Consider the following 18,903-nt stretch of genomic DNA (forward strand, 5'->3'; position numbering starts at 1 on the left):
GCTCAGTGGCGGCAGTGACCGCAGGCGCCGCTGCAGGACGGCAGTTGTTCTTCGTTGGAGGCTTCGCCCATGAAGCCGGCGTCGTTGACGGCGGCCAGCAGGCGCTCCTGCGTGGCCAGCCGTTCGTCAAATTGCACCGTGGCGCCGTGGCGCGCCAGCGAGACGCACACGGTGGCCACGCCCGTGACGGCCTCAAGCGCGCCCGTCAGCCTGTCGGCGCAGCCTTCGTGATCCATTCCAATAATATTCAAGCGCGCAGTCTGCATGGGTTCCTCTTGTTTTTCAGATAAAAAAACAGCGTAGGCGAGGGGTGCGCCTGCCGTCCAGAGCAGCACGCAAGATTTATTTTCTATTTGCGGTTTTATTGATCTGGATTAATTCCAATCGCTGCTGGCCAGCCTGGAAGTGCTGTTGTTCCATACTTGGAGCCTATCCCAGTCGATGAATACATCCCCTGCTGGCGCCCCTCAGAAGCGGGGACTGCGTTGATCGTCGTCGCGTGGCTCGCCACGCGTCCTCCTCACGCCTTGTCGCTGGCGCGCAAGGTACTTTGGTATCGTCAAAATCATTACTAGTGGTTTTGTTGATCGGTGTCAAACAGGTACTTCAATCGTGCGCAGGATGTTTGATGAAACGCAAGGCGAGTTCAACAGAACACCTGTTGACACTTGTGAAATTTTCACCGAACATGATTCCTCGTAACAACATTTCTCCGGCGCAAGCGCTTACCGCAGGTGTCGTGCGGGACTCGTGCGCCCGTTTAACAGCCAGCCGTCGCCAACCGCCGAGCGCTCTGTTCCCTTGTAACCATCCGTTATCTTTTCGAAGGTTCGTCCATGCTCGATTCGATCGCGTCGGTATTGCACCAGGTGCCGGAACTGGCCCTGTTCCTGGCGTTGGCACTGGGCTATGCGGTAGGGCAGATACGCTTCGGTCCCATCCAGCTGGGCGGCGTGTGCGGCACCCTGATCGCCGCGCTGCTGATCGGCCAGCTGGGCATCACCCTGGATGCCAGCGTCAAGAACGTTTTCTTCATGCTGTTCATCTTTGCCCTCGGCTATGCGGGCGGTCCCCAGTTCTTTGCCAACCTCAACGCCAAGGGCTTGCGCTTGGGAATACTCTGCCTGATCGAAGTGGTGGTGGTACTGGCGCTGGTGCTGCTGGCCACGCGTTTCCTGGGCCTGGATCAGGGCACGGCGGCCGGCATGATGGCGGGCGCGGCGACGGAATCGGCCGTCGTCGGCACGGCCACGGACGCGATCTCGAAGCTGGCGCTGCCGGCCGCGCGCATTGCCGAACTGCAAGCCAACGTGGTCACCGCGTATTCCATCACCTACATTTTCGGCCTGATCGCCATCGTCATCGTCACCAGCCAGATTTTCCCGCTGTTGTTGCGCGTCAACCTGCGCGAGGAAGCGGACAAGCTGTGGGAAAAGATGGGCGGCGCGCAGACCGATGGCGACGGGGCGCAGGCCACGCCGGAAATGGTGGGCCGCGCCTACCGCATCAGCCGTGGCGCGGGACGCCGCCTCGATGCCTTGCAGCATATTTTCGCGGGCCGCGCCAGTATCACGCGCGTGCGCCGGCACGGCAAGGTGCTGGAACTGGAACCCGCACTGCGTCTGCGCGCCAACGATGAAGTACTGGTGATCGGCCACCGTCCCGCGCTGGTGGCGGCCGAAGCCGTCCTGGGCGAGGAATTTGCCGACACGACGGGCTTGAACATGGCCGTTTCCGCCGTCGAAGTGGTGCTGCAGCAAGCCGCGCTGGTGGGCCAGCCCTTGCGCCAGCTGGCCTTGCCTTCCGGCGTGCACGTGGCGGCCGTCGTGCGTGGCGAGCACAGCATGCCGCCCTTGCCCGACCTGGCCCTGCAGCGCGACGACGTGCTGCGCCTGTACGGCACGGCGGAAGGACGCGAGCTGAACACGGCGCTGGCCGCCATCGGCAAGCGCGTGCCCACGGGCGAGCGCAGCAACATCGTCTACGCCAGCATCGGCATCGTGCTCGGTGTGTATATCGGCGGCTTTACCGCCAAGCTGGGCGGCATCCCGTTTTCGCTGGGCACGGGCGGCGGCGCCTTGCTGACGGGCCTCGTGTTCGGCTGGTACCAGGCAAGAAAGCCCGGCATGCCGGGCATCCACCCCAGCGCGCTCGACATGATGAAGGATATCGGCCTGGCCACCTTCATCGCCTGCGTGGGGCTGGCGTCGGGGCCGCAAGCGATCGAGCTGATCCGCCAGTACGGCCTGTCACTGCCGCTGATGGGCGTGCTGATCGCCGTCGTTCCCGCCTCGCTGTCGTTGCTGGTCGGTCACTTTTTCCTCAAGCTGGAAGCGCCCGTGCTGCTGGGCGCCATCGCCGGCCAGCAGTGCAGCACGCCGGCCCTGTCGGCCGTGCAAAACGCGGCCGGCAACTCCACGCCCTTGCTGGGCTACACGATTACGTATGCGATCTCGAACGTGGTGCTGCCTCTGCTGGGGCCGCTCATCGTGGCCCTGGCCGGCTCCGTCCACGCATGAGCAGCCGGCAAGGGCACACGCAGTAAAGAATTCCTTCAACACGAAAGGCGGTCCGTATGGAATGGTTGCATGAGTTATTCAAGAAGTCGCCCGAAATTGCCTTGTTTCTCTCCCTGGCAGTGGGTTACTACATCGGCAAGATCAAGTTCGGCTCGTTTCAGCTGGGCGGGGTCGCCGGTTCACTGCTGGTGGCGGTCCTCGTCAGCCAGGTAGGCGTCGCCATCGATCCCGGCGTGAAATCAGTGCTGTTTGCCCTGTTCATTTACGCGGTCGGCTATGAAAGCGGGCCGCAGTTCTTCAATTCCCTGGGCCGCCAGTCGGTGCGCGAAATCATCCTGGCCGTCGTGCTGGCTGTGACGGCGCTGCTGACGGTGGTCATCATGGCCAAGGTCTTTGGCCTGGACAAGGGCCTGGCGGCGGGCGTGGCGGCGGGCGGCTTGACGCAGTCGGCCATCATCGGCACGGCGGGCGACGCGATCACCAAGCTGGGCCTGGCGGCCGACGAGGTGGCGCGCTTGCAGGGCAACGTGGCCGTCGGCTATGCCGTCACCTACGTGTTCGGCTCGTTTGGGGCCATCATCGTTTGCGTCAATATCTTGCCTAAGCTCATGGGTCGCACCATCCGCGAAGATGCGATCAAGGCGGAAACGGCGCTGCAGGCGGGCGTGCAGGTGCTGGGACCGGGTCAGACGCCGGCCGCGCCTGACCTGATCGGCCGCATCTACGACGTGGGCCCGGGCGCCGGGCGCACGGTGGAAGAGATCGAAAGTGCTCATCCGAACACGGCCATCACCATCGAGCGCGTGAAGCGCAATAGCCAGATCATCGACGTCAGCCCGGATCTGGTGCTGGCGGCCGACGATATCGTGCTGCTGGTGGGCCGGCGCGAAGCCATGCTCAGCGTGTCTTCCCAGCTGGGCAAGGAATTGCTTGCCGTCGAAGGCATGGAACTGGTGATGCAGCGCCGCGATATGGTACTGACCAACAAGGCTTACCACAACAAGACGGTGGGCGAAATCCGCAGCGCGACGGCGCCGGGCGTGCGTCACGGCATCTTTGTCGTGCAGCTGAGCCGCATGGGCAAGATCTTGCCCATGCAACCGGAAACCATCGTACAGACGGGCGACGTGGTGACCATCTATGGCGCCGAGCAGGACGTCAAGCGCGTGGCGGCCGAAGTGGGCTACATGATCGTGCCGAGCGCCAAGACGGACTTCGTCTACATGGGCGCCGGCCTCGTCGTTGGCCTGCTGGTGGGCTTGCTGGTGGCGCGCATCGGTTCGATTCCGCTGACACTGGGCAGTGGCGGCGGCGTGCTGCTGTCGGGCCTGGTGTTCGGCTGGTTCCGCGCCAAGCGCCAGACGTTTGGCTACATGCCGAGCGGTGCCGTGCAAATCCTGAAGGACCTGGGCCTGGCCGGTTTTGTTGCCGTCGTCGGCCTCACGTCCGGCCTGCAAGCGGTGCAAACCGTGCGCGAACACGGCCTGACCCTGTTTGGCGTGGGCGTGGTGGTGACCATCCTGCCGATGATTTTGACCATGCTGATCGGTCGTTACATCTTGCGTTATGACAACGTCGCCGTGTTTGCGGGCGCCTTGTCCGGTTCGCGCAGCGCCAATCCCGCGTTCGGCGAAGTGCTGAACGCGGCGCAAAACTCGATTCCCACCGTACCGTTTGCCATCACATATGCCTTGGCCAACGTTTTCCTGACCTTGCTGGGGCCGCTGATTGTGGCCTTCGTCTGAGTCTGCATGTATGTGCAAGAACCCTGAACATTGTCAGTCATTTTAAGGAGTAGCAAAAATGGATTTCAGTAACCCAAGCAAACTCGCCCTGTTGAGCCCCTTCGAACTGAAGGATGCGCTGATCCAGACGGCCAAGCAAAGCAACCGCCTGATGCTGAACGCGGGCCGCGGCAACCCGAATTTCCTGGCGACCACCCCACGCCACGGCTTCTTCCAGTTCGGCCAGTTCGCCATGACGGAAGCGGAGCGCTCGTATGTCTACATGGACGACGTGGGCGGCTTTCCCACGCGCGAGGGCATCGAGGCGCGCTTTGAAATTTTCGTGCGCAAACATGAGGGCAACCCGGGCGCGCATTTCATCGAGGCGGCCGTGTCGTATGTGCGCGACCAGCTGGGCCTGAGCGCGGGCGATTTCATCTATGAAATGTGCGAAGCGATTCTGGGCTGCAACTATCCCGTGCCGGACCGCATGCTGCGCCTGTCCGAGAAAATCGTCGGCCAGTATATCCACCGCGAAATGATCGGCAAGCACCCGTTTGTCGGCAACTTCGACATGTACGCGGTCGAAGGCGGCACGGCCGCCATGACGTATCTGTTTGCCAGCCTGAAATCGAACCACATCATCCAGGAAGGCGACACCATCGCCCTGGGCATGCCGATCTTCACGCCGTACATCGAGATTCCCCAGCTGAACGACTACAAGCTGAACACCGTGCACATCGATGCGCCGCAATCGAACAATTGGCAGTTCACCAAGAAGGAGCTGGACAAGTTGCTGGACCCGAAAGTAAAAGCTTTCTTCCTCGTCAACCCCAGCAATCCGCCATCCGTCAAGATCGATGATGAGACCCTGGAATACATCGCCAAGATCATCAAGAAGCGTCCCGACCTGATCATTTTGACCGATGACGTGTACGGCACCTTTGCCGACAATTTCGTCTCGCTGTTCGCCATTTGCCCGTTCAACACCATCCTCGTGTATTCGTTCTCGAAATACTTCGGCGCGACGGGCTGGCGCATGGGCGTGGTGGCCACGCATGAAAACAATGTGCTCGACGACAAGATTGCCAAGTTGCCGGAAACCATCAAGAAACAGCTCGATGAGCGCTATCACTCCATCACCACGGAGCCGCGCGAGCTGAAATTCATCGACCGCCTGGTGGCCGACAGCCGCACGGTGGCGCTGAACCACACGGCCGGCCTGTCCACCCCCGTGCAGGCGCAGATGACCCTGTTCTCGCTGTTCTCGCTGATGGATGAAGAGCAAAAGTACAAGCAGTCGATGAAGCGCATCGTGCTGCGCCGCAAAGAAGCGCTGTACCGCGAACTGGGCTTGCCGATGGTGCACGACGCCAATTCCGTGCGCTACTACCACCTGCTGGACATGGAGTCCTTGGCCGCGCAGATGCATGGCGTGGAGTTTTCGCAGTGGCTGCTGAAAAAACTGAAACCGAACGAAGCGCTGTTCCGCCTGGCCGAGGAAACGGGCGTCATCCTGCTGCCGGGTCGTGGCTTCGGCACCACGCATCCGTCCGGCCGCGTGTCGCTGGCCAACCTGAACGAATACGACTACGCCAACATCGGCCGCGCCATCCGCAACATGGCGTCCGAGTTCTTTGCCGTGTTTGAAAAGGAAAAAGGGAAGGGTAGCAAGAAGGCCAAGAAGTAAGCCGCCAGCCGCTTACGCTGAGTAGAACGGGCGCCCCGCAAGAGGCGCCCGTTTTTGTCTGTCAGTCTGCGTAACCAATAGTGCAGGGTGGAATGGACATCCATGGATATAATTGCTATTGTGAAAGTATAAACATGGCAACCCCGTGCTTTCCCCTCATTCATTGACTGGACGCTACATGGGCAGATTGCAAGGACATTTATCATTATTGCTGGCGGGCGCGCTGGGAGCGGCCATGCCCGCCCTGGCGGAACCGCTGACATTTAACGAAGCGCTGCAGCAAGCGGCGGCCGCCTCGGGCGCCGTCCAGGGCGCCGCGCTCGATGTGCGCGCGAAAACCCTCAAGGCCGAGGCGCTGTCGAATATCGATGGCCCATCCGTGGACTTGACGGCATTTCGCGGCCGTTTGTCGACGGACTTGAGCATCGATACGAGCGGCCTGGCCGGCGTGGTGGGCGGCATCGAATCGGTGCTGCCGCCGATTCCCGGCTTGCCCAAGCCACAGATTCCCAACTCCCTGAACCGCGAAGTGGTGACGGACCTGACCTCGTTCGGCTTGCTGGGCATGTGGCCCATCTACACGGGCGGACGGCTGGATGCCGTCAAAGGCCTCGCTTCCAGCCTGACCCTGGCCGCGCAGGCGGAGCACACGGAAGCGGAAGAACAGCTGGCCACCCTGGTGGCGCAGCGCTATTTCCAGTTGTTGCTGGCCAAGCGGGTGGTGGCCGTGCGGGCCGAAGTGACGGCCGGCGTGACGCAGCACCAGCGCGATGCGGCCAAGCTGGAAAAGGGTGGTTTGATTTCGCGCGCGGAACGCCTGCGCGCCGACGTGGCCCTGGACAGTGCCCGCAGCGACGAGGCGCAGGCGCGCAGCGACGAGGAAATCGCCCAGGTGGCGCTCGACCGTTTGCTTGCCGTCAACTCGCAAGTGCGGCCCAGCACGCCCCTGTTCGTCAACAGCTTGCCAGTCGGCACTTTGCAATCGTTCATCAGCACGGGCATGCGCGAAAATGCGAACTGGAAAAAGATCGACAGCAAGCGCGTGCAGGCCGAGCAAGCCTTGAAGCTGCATGGCAAGGAATATGCGCCCACTGTGTTTGCCATCGGTAACTACAATTTGAATCGCGGCAGCGAAAAGCTCGTGCGTTCGAACTGGGCCATCGGCCTGGTCGTGTCCGTGCCGCTGGTGCACCGCATCAACACGGGCAAGATGATCGCCGCCGCCAAACTGGACCAGGAGCGGGTGGAAGTGGTGGCGCGTCAGGCCGAGCGCGACATTCCCACCCTGATCGAGAAGAACTGGCGCGCGCTGGAAAACGCCCGCATCCAGTACCTGTCCACGGCCTCGTCGGTGGAGCTGGCGCGCGAAAATATCCGCTTGCAAACAGTCGCCTTTCAGCAAGGGCAAGTGACGTCGCTGGAAGTGGTCGATGCGCGCCTGAACCTGGCGAAGGTGGAAACCCAGCGCGCACAGACGGCCTATAACTATGTGATGGGGCTGGCGCAATTGCTGGAAGCGACGGGCGAGACGCAGCGCCTGGGCAGCCTGGCCGCCGCGGCCGATATCCAATTACCTGTGGACAAATAATAATGAGTACCTCCAAAAAACCGTTGGCCATAGTCGCCGCCATCATCGTCCTGGGCTTCGTCGGCTGGGGCCTGTACCAGGCATTCCAGCCGCAGCGCCTGCCTTTGCAGGGGCAGATGGATGCGCAGGAAGTTAATGTCTCGTCGAAAGTGCCGGGCAGGGTGGGTCAGCTGTACGTCAAGCTGGGCCAGACGGTGCCGAAAGGTGAGCTGCTGTTCCAGCTGACGAGCCCGGAAGTGGACGCGAAGATCGCGCAAGCGACAGCCGCCACGCAGGCAGCCGATGCCGTGGCGCAAAAGGCGCAAGCGGGCGCGCGTCCGGAAGAAGTGGCGGCCGCAAAAGCCAACTGGGAACGGGCGCAAACGGGGGCGACCATCGCCAGGACCACGTACACCCGCGTCAACAATATGTACGAGCAAGGCGTGATTGCCCAGCAGAAACGCGACGAGGCGCAAGCGCAATGGCGCGCCGCCGACCAGCTGGCGCAAGCGGCCCGCGCGCAATATGACATGGCGCAAAAGGGCGCCCGTCCGGAAGACAAGACGGCCGCGGCCGCGCAGGCGCGCCAGGTGGGCGCCGTGCTGACGGAAGCGCAGATCGCCCTGGCGGAAACGAAGATCGCCGCGCCGGTGGCCGGGCAGGTCAGCAAGATCCAGATACAGCCGGGCGAACTGGCGCCGCAAGGCTTCCCCGTCATCACCCTGGTGAATCTCGATGACGCCTGGGCCGTGCTGCAAGTGCGCGAAGATGACATGGCCGCGTTTGCCATGGGCAGCACGCATACGGCCAATGTGCCGGCGCTGAAACAGCAAGTGAGCTTCAAGGTCAGTTCGGTGGCCGTGCTGCCGGACTTCGCCACGTGGCGCGCGGCCCGTCCGGGCGGCACGGATTTGCGCACGTTTGAAATCCGCTTGCGTCCCGCCATCAAGGTCGAGGGTTTGCGTCCGGGCATGTCGGTCGTGTTTCCACCGCTCTGATACGCGATGAACGAAGCGGATAAAGGGCCGGTTTCTGCGCTGGCGCGCGAGTGGGCGCGGCTGCGCGGCGACTTCTGGGATCTGGGCATGCTCAGCTGGATTCCGGTGGTGCTGTGCGGCATGCTGTGGCTGGTGTTCTCCGCCGGCATCGCGCGCGACTTGCCCATCGTCGTCATCGATAACGACAACTCCACCTTGTCGCGCCAGCTCACGCGATGGCTCGACGCCTCGCCCGGCATCGCGGTGGCGGCGAAAGTGGCGTCCAGCGACGAAGCGCTGCATCGCTTGCGCGAGCGCACGGCGTTTGGCTATCTGCTGATCCCGAACGATTTTGAACAGAAGCTGCTGGGCGGCCGGCAAGCCACCGTGCAATGGCTGTACAACGCGCAGTTTTCCTCGCACGCGGGCGCCTTGCTGCGCGATGTGCGCACGGTCAGCACGACCTTGTCGGCCGGCATCGAGATGACGGCGCGCGTGAAAAAGGGCATGTCAGGCGTGCAGGCGGCGGCCCAGTTCGAACCGATCCGCACGACCCTGAACAGTTTGTACAATGAAAACATCAGCTATGAAGCGTTTCTGACCCTGGCCCTGATGCCGGCCATGCTGCAGATTTTCATCGTCGTCGCCGTCGTCACGTCCATCGGACGCGAGTTACGCGACGGCACGGTGCCGCAATGGCTGACCTCGGCCAACGGCAGCTGGCTGCGCGCCGTCGGCGCCAAGCTGCTGTTTCCCCTCATCGCCTACTGTGCGCTGGCGCTGCTGTATCTGCTGTTTTTCAGCCTGGCGCGGGACTGGGCCGTGGCGGGCAGCTTGCCGGCATTGCTGCTGAGCATGTTGCTGCTGGTGCTCGCGTATTGCGGCCTGGCCACCTTGCTGATCGCCGCTACCTTGTCGCTGCGCCTGGCGCTGTCGGGCGCGGCATTTATCACGGCACCGGCGTTCGCGTTCGCGGGCCAGGCCTTTCCCCTGATGGCCATGCCGGCGCCCGCGCGCGCCTGGGCGGAAGCCTTGCCGCTCACGCATTATCTGCAGCTGCAAACGAAATACTGGCTGGCCGGCGCGCCATGGCGCTATGGCGTGCAGGAAATGCTCATTTTGGCCGGCTTTGCCATCGGCTGCGGCGCCGTGGGCGTATTCCTGCTGGCGCGCCGCGCGAATGCGCCTGCGGCATGGGGGCGCGCATGATGTGGCAATCCTTTATCGCCACCTGGCGCGCCATGCTGACGGACAAGGGCGCGCTGACCTTGCTGTTTATCGGCGGCATCATCTATTCCTTCTTCTATCCGCTGCCATACTCGACGGAAATCGTCCAGCGCGTGCCCGTGGCCGTCGTCGACCAGGACCGCAGCGCCATGTCGCGCCAGCTGACGCGATTCGCCATGGCCCATCCCTCCTTGCAGGTGATCGCCGTCACGCCGGACTTGCCCGTCGCGCAAGATTTATTGTGGCGCGACCAGGTCATGGGCGTGCTGATCCTGCCCGAAGGCTTGCAGACGGACGTGCTGGCCGGCCACGCCGCCCACGCGCAAGTGGCGGGCAATGGCCTGTATTTGATGCTGAACAAGGTGGCCTTGAACGGCTTGGCGGAAGTGGTGGGCACCGTGTCGGCCGGCATCGAGCTCAAGCGCTTGGGCGCGGGCACGCCATCGATCGTGCAGGCCAGCCAGCAGCGCTCGCCCATCGCGTTTGACGCCGTGCCCCTGTTTAACGTCAAGGAAGGCTACGGCGCGTATGTCGTGCCCGGCGTGGCGACATTGATCGTGCAGCAAACCTTGCTGATCGGCATGACCATGCTGTTCGGCACCTGGTACCAGCGCAAGAGCTTCCCCGTGGCAGGCCGGCGCACGGCGGGCGGCTATGCGGGCATGCTGCTGGCGTTTGCCTGCGTGGCCTTTCTCAATTGCTGCTATTTCTTCGGCTTTGTCTTCTGGTTCCAGGATTATCCCCGTGGCGGCAACTTTGGCGGCATGCTCTTGCTGCTGGTGCTGTTCTCGCTGGCGGAAGCGGCGTTCGGCATGCTGCTGGGCATGCTGTTCCGCACGCGCGAGCGGGGCACGCAGCTGATGATCGCCACCTCGATGCCTGTGCTGTTCCTCGCGGGCCTGACCTGGCCCGTGTCGTCCATGCCCGTCGTGCTGCAATGGCTGCGCTGGCTGCTGCCCTCCACGGCCGGCATCCAGGGCTTTGTCGCGCTGAACCAGATGGGCGCCTCGCTGTATGAAATCCGCCATGAAGTGGCGGGCTTGCTGGCCTTGCTGCTGGCCTGCGTGGCGCTGGGCTGGTGGCGCTGGCGCAAGCTGGACGAAACCGTTGTTGATTTGAACAAGGCGAAGGCACTTGATATGTAATAATTTCATACCCGGGGCAGACCCGCCGGGTCTGACCCCATCTAAAGTAAACGAGCCATGTCTGCATTCAATTTGTTCCAGCGCCTGTCCCAGGCCCCCACCAAGCCCAAGGCAGTACCCGCCGCGCGGCAGTTCGACGTGGCCGACCTGTACCAGGGCCCCATCGCGCTGGGAGCGGAAGGCGAGGCGGCCGCCAGGCCGTTCGATGAAAAGCTGCGCCAGGCGTATTTCTGGATCGTCAACCACGCCATCATCAGCCCCCATTACGACATCGAGTACAACGATGGCCCATCGCAGACGTATTGCGTGGGCGACAGCCGCCGCACCCTGAATTTGCCGTCGGCGCAAAGCTATTCGAGTTTTATTCTGCTGCCGCTGCTGACCTTTGCCACGCGCCGCAAATGCCTGTTCGTCGGCGGACCGGGGCGGGGCAAGACGGCCAGCGCCCTGCTGATGGGCGTGCTGGCCGGCTCCACCGTCAAGGAAGTAAAACGCGCGATGCAGCACGGTCACCCGCAGATGACGGTGGCCGATTTGCTGGGCAATCCGCTGCCGGCGGACCTGGTCAACGCGCAAAGCATGGACGATATCCGCATCGCCTGGCGCGCCTGGCTGGGCATGCGCGTGAAGATCGTCGATGAATACAACCGCATCCCCACGCGCACGCAAAGCGCGCTGCTGACCGTCATGGGCGACAATTACGCGGAAGTGCTGAACCATATTTACGAATGCCCGGAAGCGGCCTGGTATCTGACGGCCAATGACGACCAGGGCGGCGGCACCTACCAGGTGATCGAGGCGCTGCGCGACCGGGTCGACGTGACGGTGCAGGCACTGGCCTTCAACCCGCGCTTCCTGAACGAGTTGCTGCTGCGCGTGGAAGAAAACGTGCGTCCCGAAGAGCTGGTGCCGCCCGATATCATCTTCACGGAAGGCGAGGTGGATCAAATTGGCGAATCCATCCGCCAGGTGGGCATACCCGACGCCGTGCGCCGCCGCCTGGAATTCTTCGCCAGCCAGTTCGAGCTGTTCGAAACGGCCGGTGGCCAGTTCGAATACATGACCAAGGATACGGCCCGTCTGGCGGGCGCCGACCGGGGCGCCGCGCAGGCGGCCGACAATGGGCGCGACCGCTTGAAGGATCTCGGCTGCCAGACCCTGAACGGCATCTCCGTGCGCACCCTGATGGCGTTGCTGATCTATGCCAAGGCCATGGCGTATTTTCGCGGTAACGGTGAAGTGGAGCTGGAAGACTTGCGCCAGGTGCTGCCCTTCGTCCTGCATAACAAGCTGCAGCCTGACCCGGACGCGCCATTCTTCGCGCTGCCGGAAAACGCCGCCTACCGCAGTGACAGGCTGGGTTGGCTGCGCCGTTTGTTCGATTTGTCGAACGATGAATTCAACCGCCTGGACCTGGACCGCGACGATCCTGTCGGCGTGCTGTCGGCCGAATTCGACCTGGGACTCGATGGCGTCAGCGAGCGCGAGACCCTGGCGCGCCTGAACCGCATTGAAAAGCTGATCGGCGAACGCACGAAGGGCAAAAAACTGTATGGCCCCCTGTACGACGATTTGCTGAAACTCAAATACCTGCATCAGCGCTATACGAATTACCGCAGCTGGCTGCGTTCGCAATGAGTATCCAGCATTGTCAAGGCTTCCTGGACGCGCTGGCGCTACTCAATAGTGAAGCCAGCGACCTGTGTGCGAGCTACGAGCTGCAGCGCCTGCCCGATGCGCCGGACCTCGCCACGGCGCTGGGCTTGCGTGTCGAGGATTATGCCCTGCACGTCATCGTACCCGCACGCGACTTGCCGGCGGCCTTGTGGCGCCTCCATGCGGCGCCGTGCGGGCGCGCGCACCTGGAACAGGTGTGCCAGCGCTGGTTTTTCTCGTCGCGGCACATGCAAGCGGCGCCCGCCGGCCGCTTTCGCGCGCAACTGGTGGCAAGGTTCCTGGAGTCGCTCGACGAGGCGCTGGGCGGATTTTCCCTGCACGCCGTGACGATGACGCCGCCCGCCGGTTTCTGGTACGCGATCCACTGGGACGAGATCGCGTTCGAACTGGGGAATGAACGCTATCTGCTGCACTTTTCGCACAGCGACTGACGGGCCGCGATGATTTCTCCTGCCTTTGCCTCGATACTTGCCAGCGGCCGCGCCCAGTTCAATGCGCGCGCAGCGGAAGCGCGCCGGCGCTTTCCCTCGCTCGACATGGCTGCTTTTTCCGCCTTTTTGCACGATGGCGTCGATCCGCTGGTGGTGGCCGTGGCCGCCGCCGCGCCCGAGCGCGTGGGCGGCGTCACCTTGGCCGCCTACGACATGGCCCTGGAACTGGTGGGCCATGGGCTGGCCGGTCCGGCCGCGAAAACCCCTTTCTTGAGTACCGTCTGGCGCGAACTGGCGCCGCAGTTTGCGCCGCTGCTGGCCACCGCCCCGGTCGACGTGCTGGGCATGCTCAGCAACGCCGCCATCCACATCGCCTCCGTGGCGGGCGCGCGTCCCGCGCAGTGGCAGCGCGAGCTGGCCGCCCTGGCGGCGCAGATCGCCACGCTGGCGCAGCTGCGCGCCGTGGGCCAGGTGCTGGCCTGGCGCGCCGGCGTCGCGCATTTCCGCCAGGGCGCGCTGGCCGCCGCCGACACCTTGCCGCCCGCGCTGGCGCTGGCCGCCTTCGGCGAGCCTGGTGCGCCATGGCCGCAGGTGCGTGCGCAGTTACAGGAAAATCCGTGGCGCGGCAATGCGGACGGTCGGGAGTTCGGTTCCTTTACGGGCCTCGGTGGCGCTTTCGGCACGCCGCCGCTGGTGCGCGCTTCTGCGGATGGCTTTGTCGTGTATAGCGGCGAGCGCCATTACCTGCTGGTGGCCGACGCCTATGGCGCCGTGCTGCACAGCGCCACGGCGCAGGAGTTCGAGCAGGCGAATGCCGATATGCCAGCGTCCGTGCGGCTCGATGGGACGACCCTGCAGATCGGCGCGCGCCGCATCGAACTCGATGTGCCGGCCGGCGACATCGCCATCGCCGCGAATGCGCATACGATCGCCGTCACGTCGCCGTGGACGCACGCGATCCGCCTGCTGCCGCTCGCATGAAGAACGATGCCGTCCCCGCTCTGATCGAGGCCTGGCGCGCCGCCTGGCCCGACGCCCTGGCCGTGTGGAGCAAATTTACGCGCCTGCGCGACCCCAGCCTGTGCGCCAGCCACGTCGAGGCCAGCAAGCAGGGCTTGTCCGGCAGCTTCGCCATGATCCGCCTGCTGGACCAGAGCGTGGTGGTGGACCTGCCGCTGGTGACGGAACTGGGGCTGGACGACTATGCGCTGGAAATCCTCGCGCATGAAATCGGCCACCACATCCTCGCGCCGGGCAGCGCCGGCGACCAGTTTCGCCTGCTGGCGCGCATGCGCCGCGCCTTGCCCACCCTGGAACAGCATGCGCCCATGGTGGCCAATCTGTACACGGACCTGTTCATCAACGACCGTCTGCAGCGCCAGGCGAATTTGCGCATGGCCGACATCTACCGCAAGTTGCAGCAGGGGCGCGAGGTGCAAGCTGACGCTAAAAGCGGCGGCGTGTGGACCCTGTACATGCGCATCTATGAAAACCTGTGGCAGCTGGAAAAGGGGGAACTGGGAGGCGGTCGTGCCGACGAGCGCCTGGACACGGACGCCTGGCTGGGCGCGCGCCTGATACGCGTCTACGCGAACGACTGGATGCTGGCGGCGGGCCGCTTCGCCACCTTGCTGCTGCCCTACCTGGTTGACGATACGGACGCTCTGGGGGGCAGTCTTGATCCGAGCCGCTATCTGCAGGACACGCGCGACGCGGCCAGGGGCTGCCAGACCTACGGCGCGCAGCAGATCGAGGATGACGAGGAGGGCGGCGCCATCCATCCCGTGCACGACAAGCGCATTTCCGGCCTCGATGGCGAGGAGCCGCCAGGCGAGGCGCCGGCCAGGGCGGGCGGCGGCCAGTTGCGCGAACCGTTCGAGCTGGGCGACATTTTGAAGGCATCGGGCATCGATCTGAGCGACCATGAAATCGCCATCCGCTACTACCGCGAGCGGGCCTTGCCGCACCTGGTGGCGTTTCCCAGCCGTCCGGCCCCCGAATCGCAGGAGCCGCAGATGGAAGGGCTGGAGGCGTGGGAAATCGGCGACCCGCTGGAAGACATCGACTGGCTGCAATCCGTGATGCAGTCGCCGCGCCCCGTGCCGGGCGTGACCACCGTGCGCCGCGTGTACGGCCGCGAACCGGCGCGCGCCATCGACGCCGTGCCCGTCGACCTGGACATGTACGTGGACAGTTCCGGCTCCATGCCGAACCCGCAGGCGCACACCTCGTTTTTGACACTGGCCGGCGCCGTCATCGCCCTGTCCGCCCTGCGCGCCGGCGCGAAAGTGCAGGTGACCCTGTGGAGCGGCAAGAACGAGGTGATGCAGACGCCCGGCTTCGTGCGCGATGAAGACATGATCCTGGGCGTGCTGACGGAATTTTTTGGCGGCGGCACCTGTTTCCCCATCCACTGCCTGCGCAAGACCTATGCGGGCAAGCGCGAACGGCCCGCGCACATCCTGATGATTTCCGACGATGGCATCACCACCATGTTCGACAACGATGAACTGGGCAACAGCGGCTGGGATATTTCCGCCAAAGCGCTGGCCCAGGGCGGCGCGGGCGGCACCATGGCCCTGAACCTGGCGCGCGACTGGGATGGCGCGGCGGCCAACAAGTGGCTGCAGCAAACCTATGACGTTTTAAAACGCGCGCGCGGCGAGCAGGGCTGGGATATCCACGCCGTCGAGCGCTACGAGGACTTGCTGGACTTTGCGCGCGCGTTCAGCCGGCGCCACTATGTTTAAATTACCCCAACGGCTACACCTGGGGTCGGACCCGGCGGGGCAATACGGTCCAATGGACCGTATTGCGATTCCGAAGGAACCGACCCCGGCAGTTGCATTGTGGGGTTTGCATTTCAAAGTAAAATGATGAACACTTCTGGTCCATTGCTCGAAACCCTGACCCACCGCCTGGCCGACACCCCCGTCGAATTCCTCGCCGAGCCGCGCATCGCCGGCGTCGCCAATGCGCAGGCCGTGGCGGTTGCCGCGCTGGTCAACGACATTGTGCTGCTGCATGGCGCGCGCGCGCCAGCCGCGTCGCTGCAGGGTTTTATCGGCGCGCAAGTGAAGGCCGACCGCAACCGGCTGGCGCTGGCCATGATCCTGTGCTGGCTGCTGGCCGACGAGTGGTTCATTGGCCAGCAGTTTCCGCAGCATGATCTGCTGCAGGTGCTGGGCGAGGCGGCGCGCGAACTGGCCGCCAGTACGCCCGCCCACCAGTTCACGCAAGACCCGGAGCGGCGCGAGGAGCTGGCGCGCATCGTGCTGGCGCGCCTGGGCTTTCGGCCCCGCGACGAAAGCGTGGCGCAGGCCACGGACAGGTTGTCCGCCATCAGCGGCACGGAGCGCCGCCGCCTGCTCGAAGCGAGCCGCCTGGCCGAGCAGCGCTCGCGCGAGATCCGCGAGGCGCTGGCGAAAAAGGCGGCCGAGGAATCGGCCGACAAGTGGTCGCGCGAATGACGCTCGCTGGCAAACCTGACGTCAATCTGCCGGGCGGCGCCTGGGCATCGGACCGCGATTACTGTCCCACCCTGACGCCGGCCGGCGCGCGCATGCTGGCAAAACTGCGCAGCCATCCTTGCGCGCCCTGGTACCGCAACCGCAGCGGCAACAAGCTGCTGGCCGGGGAGGTTGAAGCACTGCGCGTCTATGAGCAGGAGGTCATGGACGCGGCGATCAGCTGGAGCGCCGCCGCGCCGCCATCCTGGCTGCCCGATTTTCTCAAGGTGACTTATGCCACGGTGCCGCATTACCGCGCCTGCGGTTCGCCGCCTTCTCGCCTGGCGGACGTGGCGCCCATCAGCCGCGCCGAACTGGCGCACGATATCGCCGCCTTCGTGCCCGACGATGCGGACCTGGCGCGCATGATCAATTTCCAGACGACGGGCACCACGGGCCACCCGCTGCTGATCGCCTCGCACCCGCTGGTGGCGGGGCGCTACCTGGCCTTCCACAAGCGCGCGCTGCGCCGCTTCGGCGTGATTCTGCGCCATGGCGCGGGCCAGGTGGGTGTCATGCTGCTGGGGCACCAGCGCCGCTGCTTCACCTATGTCTCCGTCACGCCCACGATGAACGAATCGGGCCTGGCGAAGATCAACCTGCACCCGGACGACTGGCGCGAGCCGGATGACCGCGCGCGCTACCTGGACGCCATGGCGCCCGAGTTGATCGCGGGCGATCCCATCTCGTTTGCCGAGCTGCTGACCTTGCCCATGATGCACAAGCCGGTCGCGCTGCTATCTGTGTCGATGATGCTGTTGCCCGGCATGCGCGCGCGCCTGGAACAGCGTTTCGGCTGCCCCGTGCTCGACATCTATTCGCTCAATGAAGTGGGTCCGGTGGCCGTCTACGACGAGCGGGCGGGCGGCCACGTGCTGCTGCAGCACCGCTTGTACGTGGAAATCCTCGATAGCGCGGGTCAGCCCGTGCCGGATGGGGCACGCGGCGAAATCACGGTGACGGGCGGGTTTAACTTTTGCCTGCCCCTGGTGCGCTACCGCACGGGCGATTACGCCTCGCTGGCGCATGGCCCCGACGGTCCCGTGCTGGCGGGCCTGGCGGGCCGCAGCCCCTTGCGTTATCGCACGGCGCAGGGACAGTGGATCAACAATATCGACATCACGCACGCCTTGAAGCCGCTGGCCATCGCCCTGTTCGGCGTGCACCAGCATGGCGATGGCAGCGTCGCGCTGCGCCTGGCGCCGGGCGCCATGCCGCAGGCCGACCAGGCGCGCGCCTTGCTGGCGCCCTTTTTCGGCGCCGTCACGGTCGAGACCTTGCTGGCGGAAGACAAGATCATTCAATACACGTCGGATTTGCGGGAAGCAGTGGCATGAACCTTTATAAACGCGGCCTCGTGGTGGGCAAATTCTGCCCGCTGCACCTGGGCCATGAACTATTGATACAGCGCGCCACGGAAGGGTGCGAAGAGCTGCTGGTGGTCAGCTACACCAGGCCTGAATTTCCCGGCCTGGAACCGGCGCGCCGGGAAACCTGGCTGCGCGCGCGGTTCCCGCGGGCGGTGGTCGTGGTACTGGACGATGCGCGCCTGGCCGCCCTGTGCGTGGCGCGTCGCGTGCCTGCGCGTCCGCTGCCGCACAACGACGACGAGGGCGACGCGCATCGCCACTTCATGGGCTGGCTGTGCTGGACGGTGCTGGACCTGCCCGTCGATGCGGTGTTCAGCAGCGAGGATTACGGTCCCGGCTTTGCGCGCGTGCTGGAACGGCATTACGCAAGCGGGCCGGTGGCGCATGTCAGCGTGGACCAGGCGAGAACGCTGGTGCCCGTGTCCGGAACGCGGGTAAGGCAAGACCCGCAGGCCCACAGCGCCTTCCTGTCGCCCGTCGTACGCGCCGATTTTGTCACGCGCGTGTGCGTGCTGGGTGGCGAATCGAGCGGCAAGACGACCCTGGCCGCCGCGCTGGCGGCGCATTTCGATACCGGCTGGGTGGCCGAGTATGGCCGTGAGCTGTGGGAAAGCCAGGATGGCATTTTGCACTACGACGATCTGCTGAAAATCGGCAGGGAACAGCTGCGCCGCGAAGCGCAAGCCGCCATGGCCGCGCAGCGCTGGCTGTTTTGCGACACGTCGCCCCTGACCACCTATTTTTACTGTGTCGAGATGTTCGGCAAGGCCGAGCAGGAACTGGCGCGGCTGGCCGAACACCGCTACGAGCTGGTGCTGCTGTGCGCCCCCGATTTCCCCTTCATCCAGGACGGCACGCGCCGCGACGGCGATTTCCGCGCGCGTCAGCATGCGTGGTACAGGGACGAGCTGGCGCGGCGGGGGATTGCGTATGTCGATGTGTCCGGCACGGTCGCAGACAGGGTCGGGCAAGTCGCACAGCTGCTCGTGCGTAGGTCGGATTAGCGGAGCGTAATCCGACGCCATCGTTGGCCTGTCATGTCGGATTACGCGCTTGCGCGCTAATCC

Annotated in this window: 15 protein-coding genes; 14 read left to right on the forward strand and 1 reads right to left on the reverse strand. The window is 64.4% G+C overall.

Translation table 11 applies throughout. The annotated features are described in order from the left end of the window. Nucleotides 1-2 precede the first annotated feature (2 nt). Complete coding sequence (locus K0F86_RS13705) at nt 3-266, reverse strand: heavy-metal-associated domain-containing protein (protein ID WP_086138331.1); 264 nt, start codon at nt 264-266, stop codon at nt 3-5. Between the two features lie 570 nt (nt 267-836). Here K0F86_RS13705 and aspT (K0F86_RS13710) point away from each other — a divergent pair. From aspT (K0F86_RS13710) to K0F86_RS13775, 14 genes are all read left to right on the forward strand, one after another. After that, the gene (gene aspT / locus K0F86_RS13710) at nt 837-2,519 is read left to right on the forward strand and encodes an aspartate-alanine antiporter (RefSeq protein ID WP_219134875.1); all 1,683 of its coding nucleotides are present in this window, start codon (nt 837-839) and stop codon (nt 2,517-2,519) included. 56 nt (nt 2,520-2,575) lie between these two features. After that, nucleotides 2,576-4,264, forward strand: a complete 1,689-nt coding sequence (gene aspT, locus K0F86_RS13715) for an aspartate-alanine antiporter (protein WP_219134876.1) — start codon at nt 2,576-2,578, stop codon at nt 4,262-4,264. 58 nt (nt 4,265-4,322) lie between these two features. Beyond that, complete coding sequence (locus K0F86_RS13720; RefSeq protein WP_219134877.1) at nt 4,323-5,933, forward strand: bifunctional aspartate transaminase/aspartate 4-decarboxylase; 1,611 nt, start codon at nt 4,323-4,325, stop codon at nt 5,931-5,933. 178 nt (nt 5,934-6,111) lie between these two features. Beyond that, nucleotides 6,112-7,521, forward strand: coding sequence for a TolC family protein (locus tag K0F86_RS13725; RefSeq protein ID WP_257572151.1), 1,410 nt, complete (start codon nt 6,112-6,114; stop codon nt 7,519-7,521). A gap of 2 nt (nt 7,522-7,523) precedes the next feature. Continuing rightward, nucleotides 7,524-8,498: an HlyD family secretion protein gene (locus tag K0F86_RS13730; protein WP_219134878.1), complete on the forward strand. Its 975-nt coding sequence runs from the start codon at nt 7,524-7,526 to the stop codon at nt 8,496-8,498. A gap of 6 nt (nt 8,499-8,504) precedes the next feature. Next, nucleotides 8,505-9,686, forward strand: coding sequence for an ABC transporter permease (locus K0F86_RS13735; RefSeq protein ID WP_219134879.1), 1,182 nt, complete (start codon nt 8,505-8,507; stop codon nt 9,684-9,686). Further along, the gene (locus K0F86_RS13740) at nt 9,683-10,849 is read left to right on the forward strand and encodes an ABC transporter permease (RefSeq protein WP_219134880.1); all 1,167 of its coding nucleotides are present in this window, start codon (nt 9,683-9,685) and stop codon (nt 10,847-10,849) included. The genes K0F86_RS13735 and K0F86_RS13740 overlap by 4 nt, the downstream gene beginning before the upstream one ends. Nucleotides 10,850-10,906: 57 nt before the next feature. Beyond that, entirely contained in the window at nt 10,907-12,487 is a 1,581-nt protein-coding gene (locus K0F86_RS13745) for an AAA family ATPase (RefSeq protein ID WP_219134881.1), read from the forward strand. Beyond that, the gene (locus tag K0F86_RS13750; RefSeq protein ID WP_219134882.1) at nt 12,484-12,957 is read left to right on the forward strand and encodes a hypothetical protein; all 474 of its coding nucleotides are present in this window, start codon (nt 12,484-12,486) and stop codon (nt 12,955-12,957) included. The genes K0F86_RS13745 and K0F86_RS13750 overlap by 4 nt, the downstream gene beginning before the upstream one ends. Nucleotides 12,958-12,966: 9 nt before the next feature. Next, nucleotides 12,967-13,938, forward strand: coding sequence for a hypothetical protein (locus tag K0F86_RS13755; RefSeq protein ID WP_219134883.1), 972 nt, complete (start codon nt 12,967-12,969; stop codon nt 13,936-13,938). Beyond that, on the forward strand, nt 13,935-15,707 hold the full coding sequence (locus K0F86_RS13760) for a VWA domain-containing protein (RefSeq protein WP_219134884.1): 1,773 nt from the start codon (nt 13,935-13,937) through the stop codon (nt 15,705-15,707). Before K0F86_RS13755 ends, K0F86_RS13760 begins: the two co-directional genes overlap by 4 nt. Before the next feature lie 123 nt (nt 15,708-15,830). After that, nucleotides 15,831-16,427, forward strand: a complete 597-nt coding sequence (locus K0F86_RS13765; protein ID WP_219134885.1) for a hypothetical protein — start codon at nt 15,831-15,833, stop codon at nt 16,425-16,427. Next, nucleotides 16,424-17,803 carry a capsule biosynthesis protein CapK gene (locus tag K0F86_RS13770; protein WP_219134886.1) on the forward strand — a complete coding sequence of 460 codons (1,380 nt, stop codon included), beginning with the start codon at nt 16,424-16,426 and terminating at the stop codon, nt 17,801-17,803. Before K0F86_RS13765 ends, K0F86_RS13770 begins: the two co-directional genes overlap by 4 nt. Next, the gene (locus K0F86_RS13775; RefSeq protein WP_219134887.1) at nt 17,800-18,840 is read left to right on the forward strand and encodes an AAA family ATPase; all 1,041 of its coding nucleotides are present in this window, start codon (nt 17,800-17,802) and stop codon (nt 18,838-18,840) included. The genes K0F86_RS13770 and K0F86_RS13775 overlap by 4 nt, the downstream gene beginning before the upstream one ends. The last annotated feature ends 63 nt before the right edge of the window (nt 18,841-18,903 follow it).

The organism is Janthinobacterium sp. UMAB-60 (assembly GCF_900095235.1).
Taxonomy (GTDB): domain Bacteria; phylum Pseudomonadota; class Gammaproteobacteria; order Burkholderiales; family Burkholderiaceae_D; genus Janthinobacterium.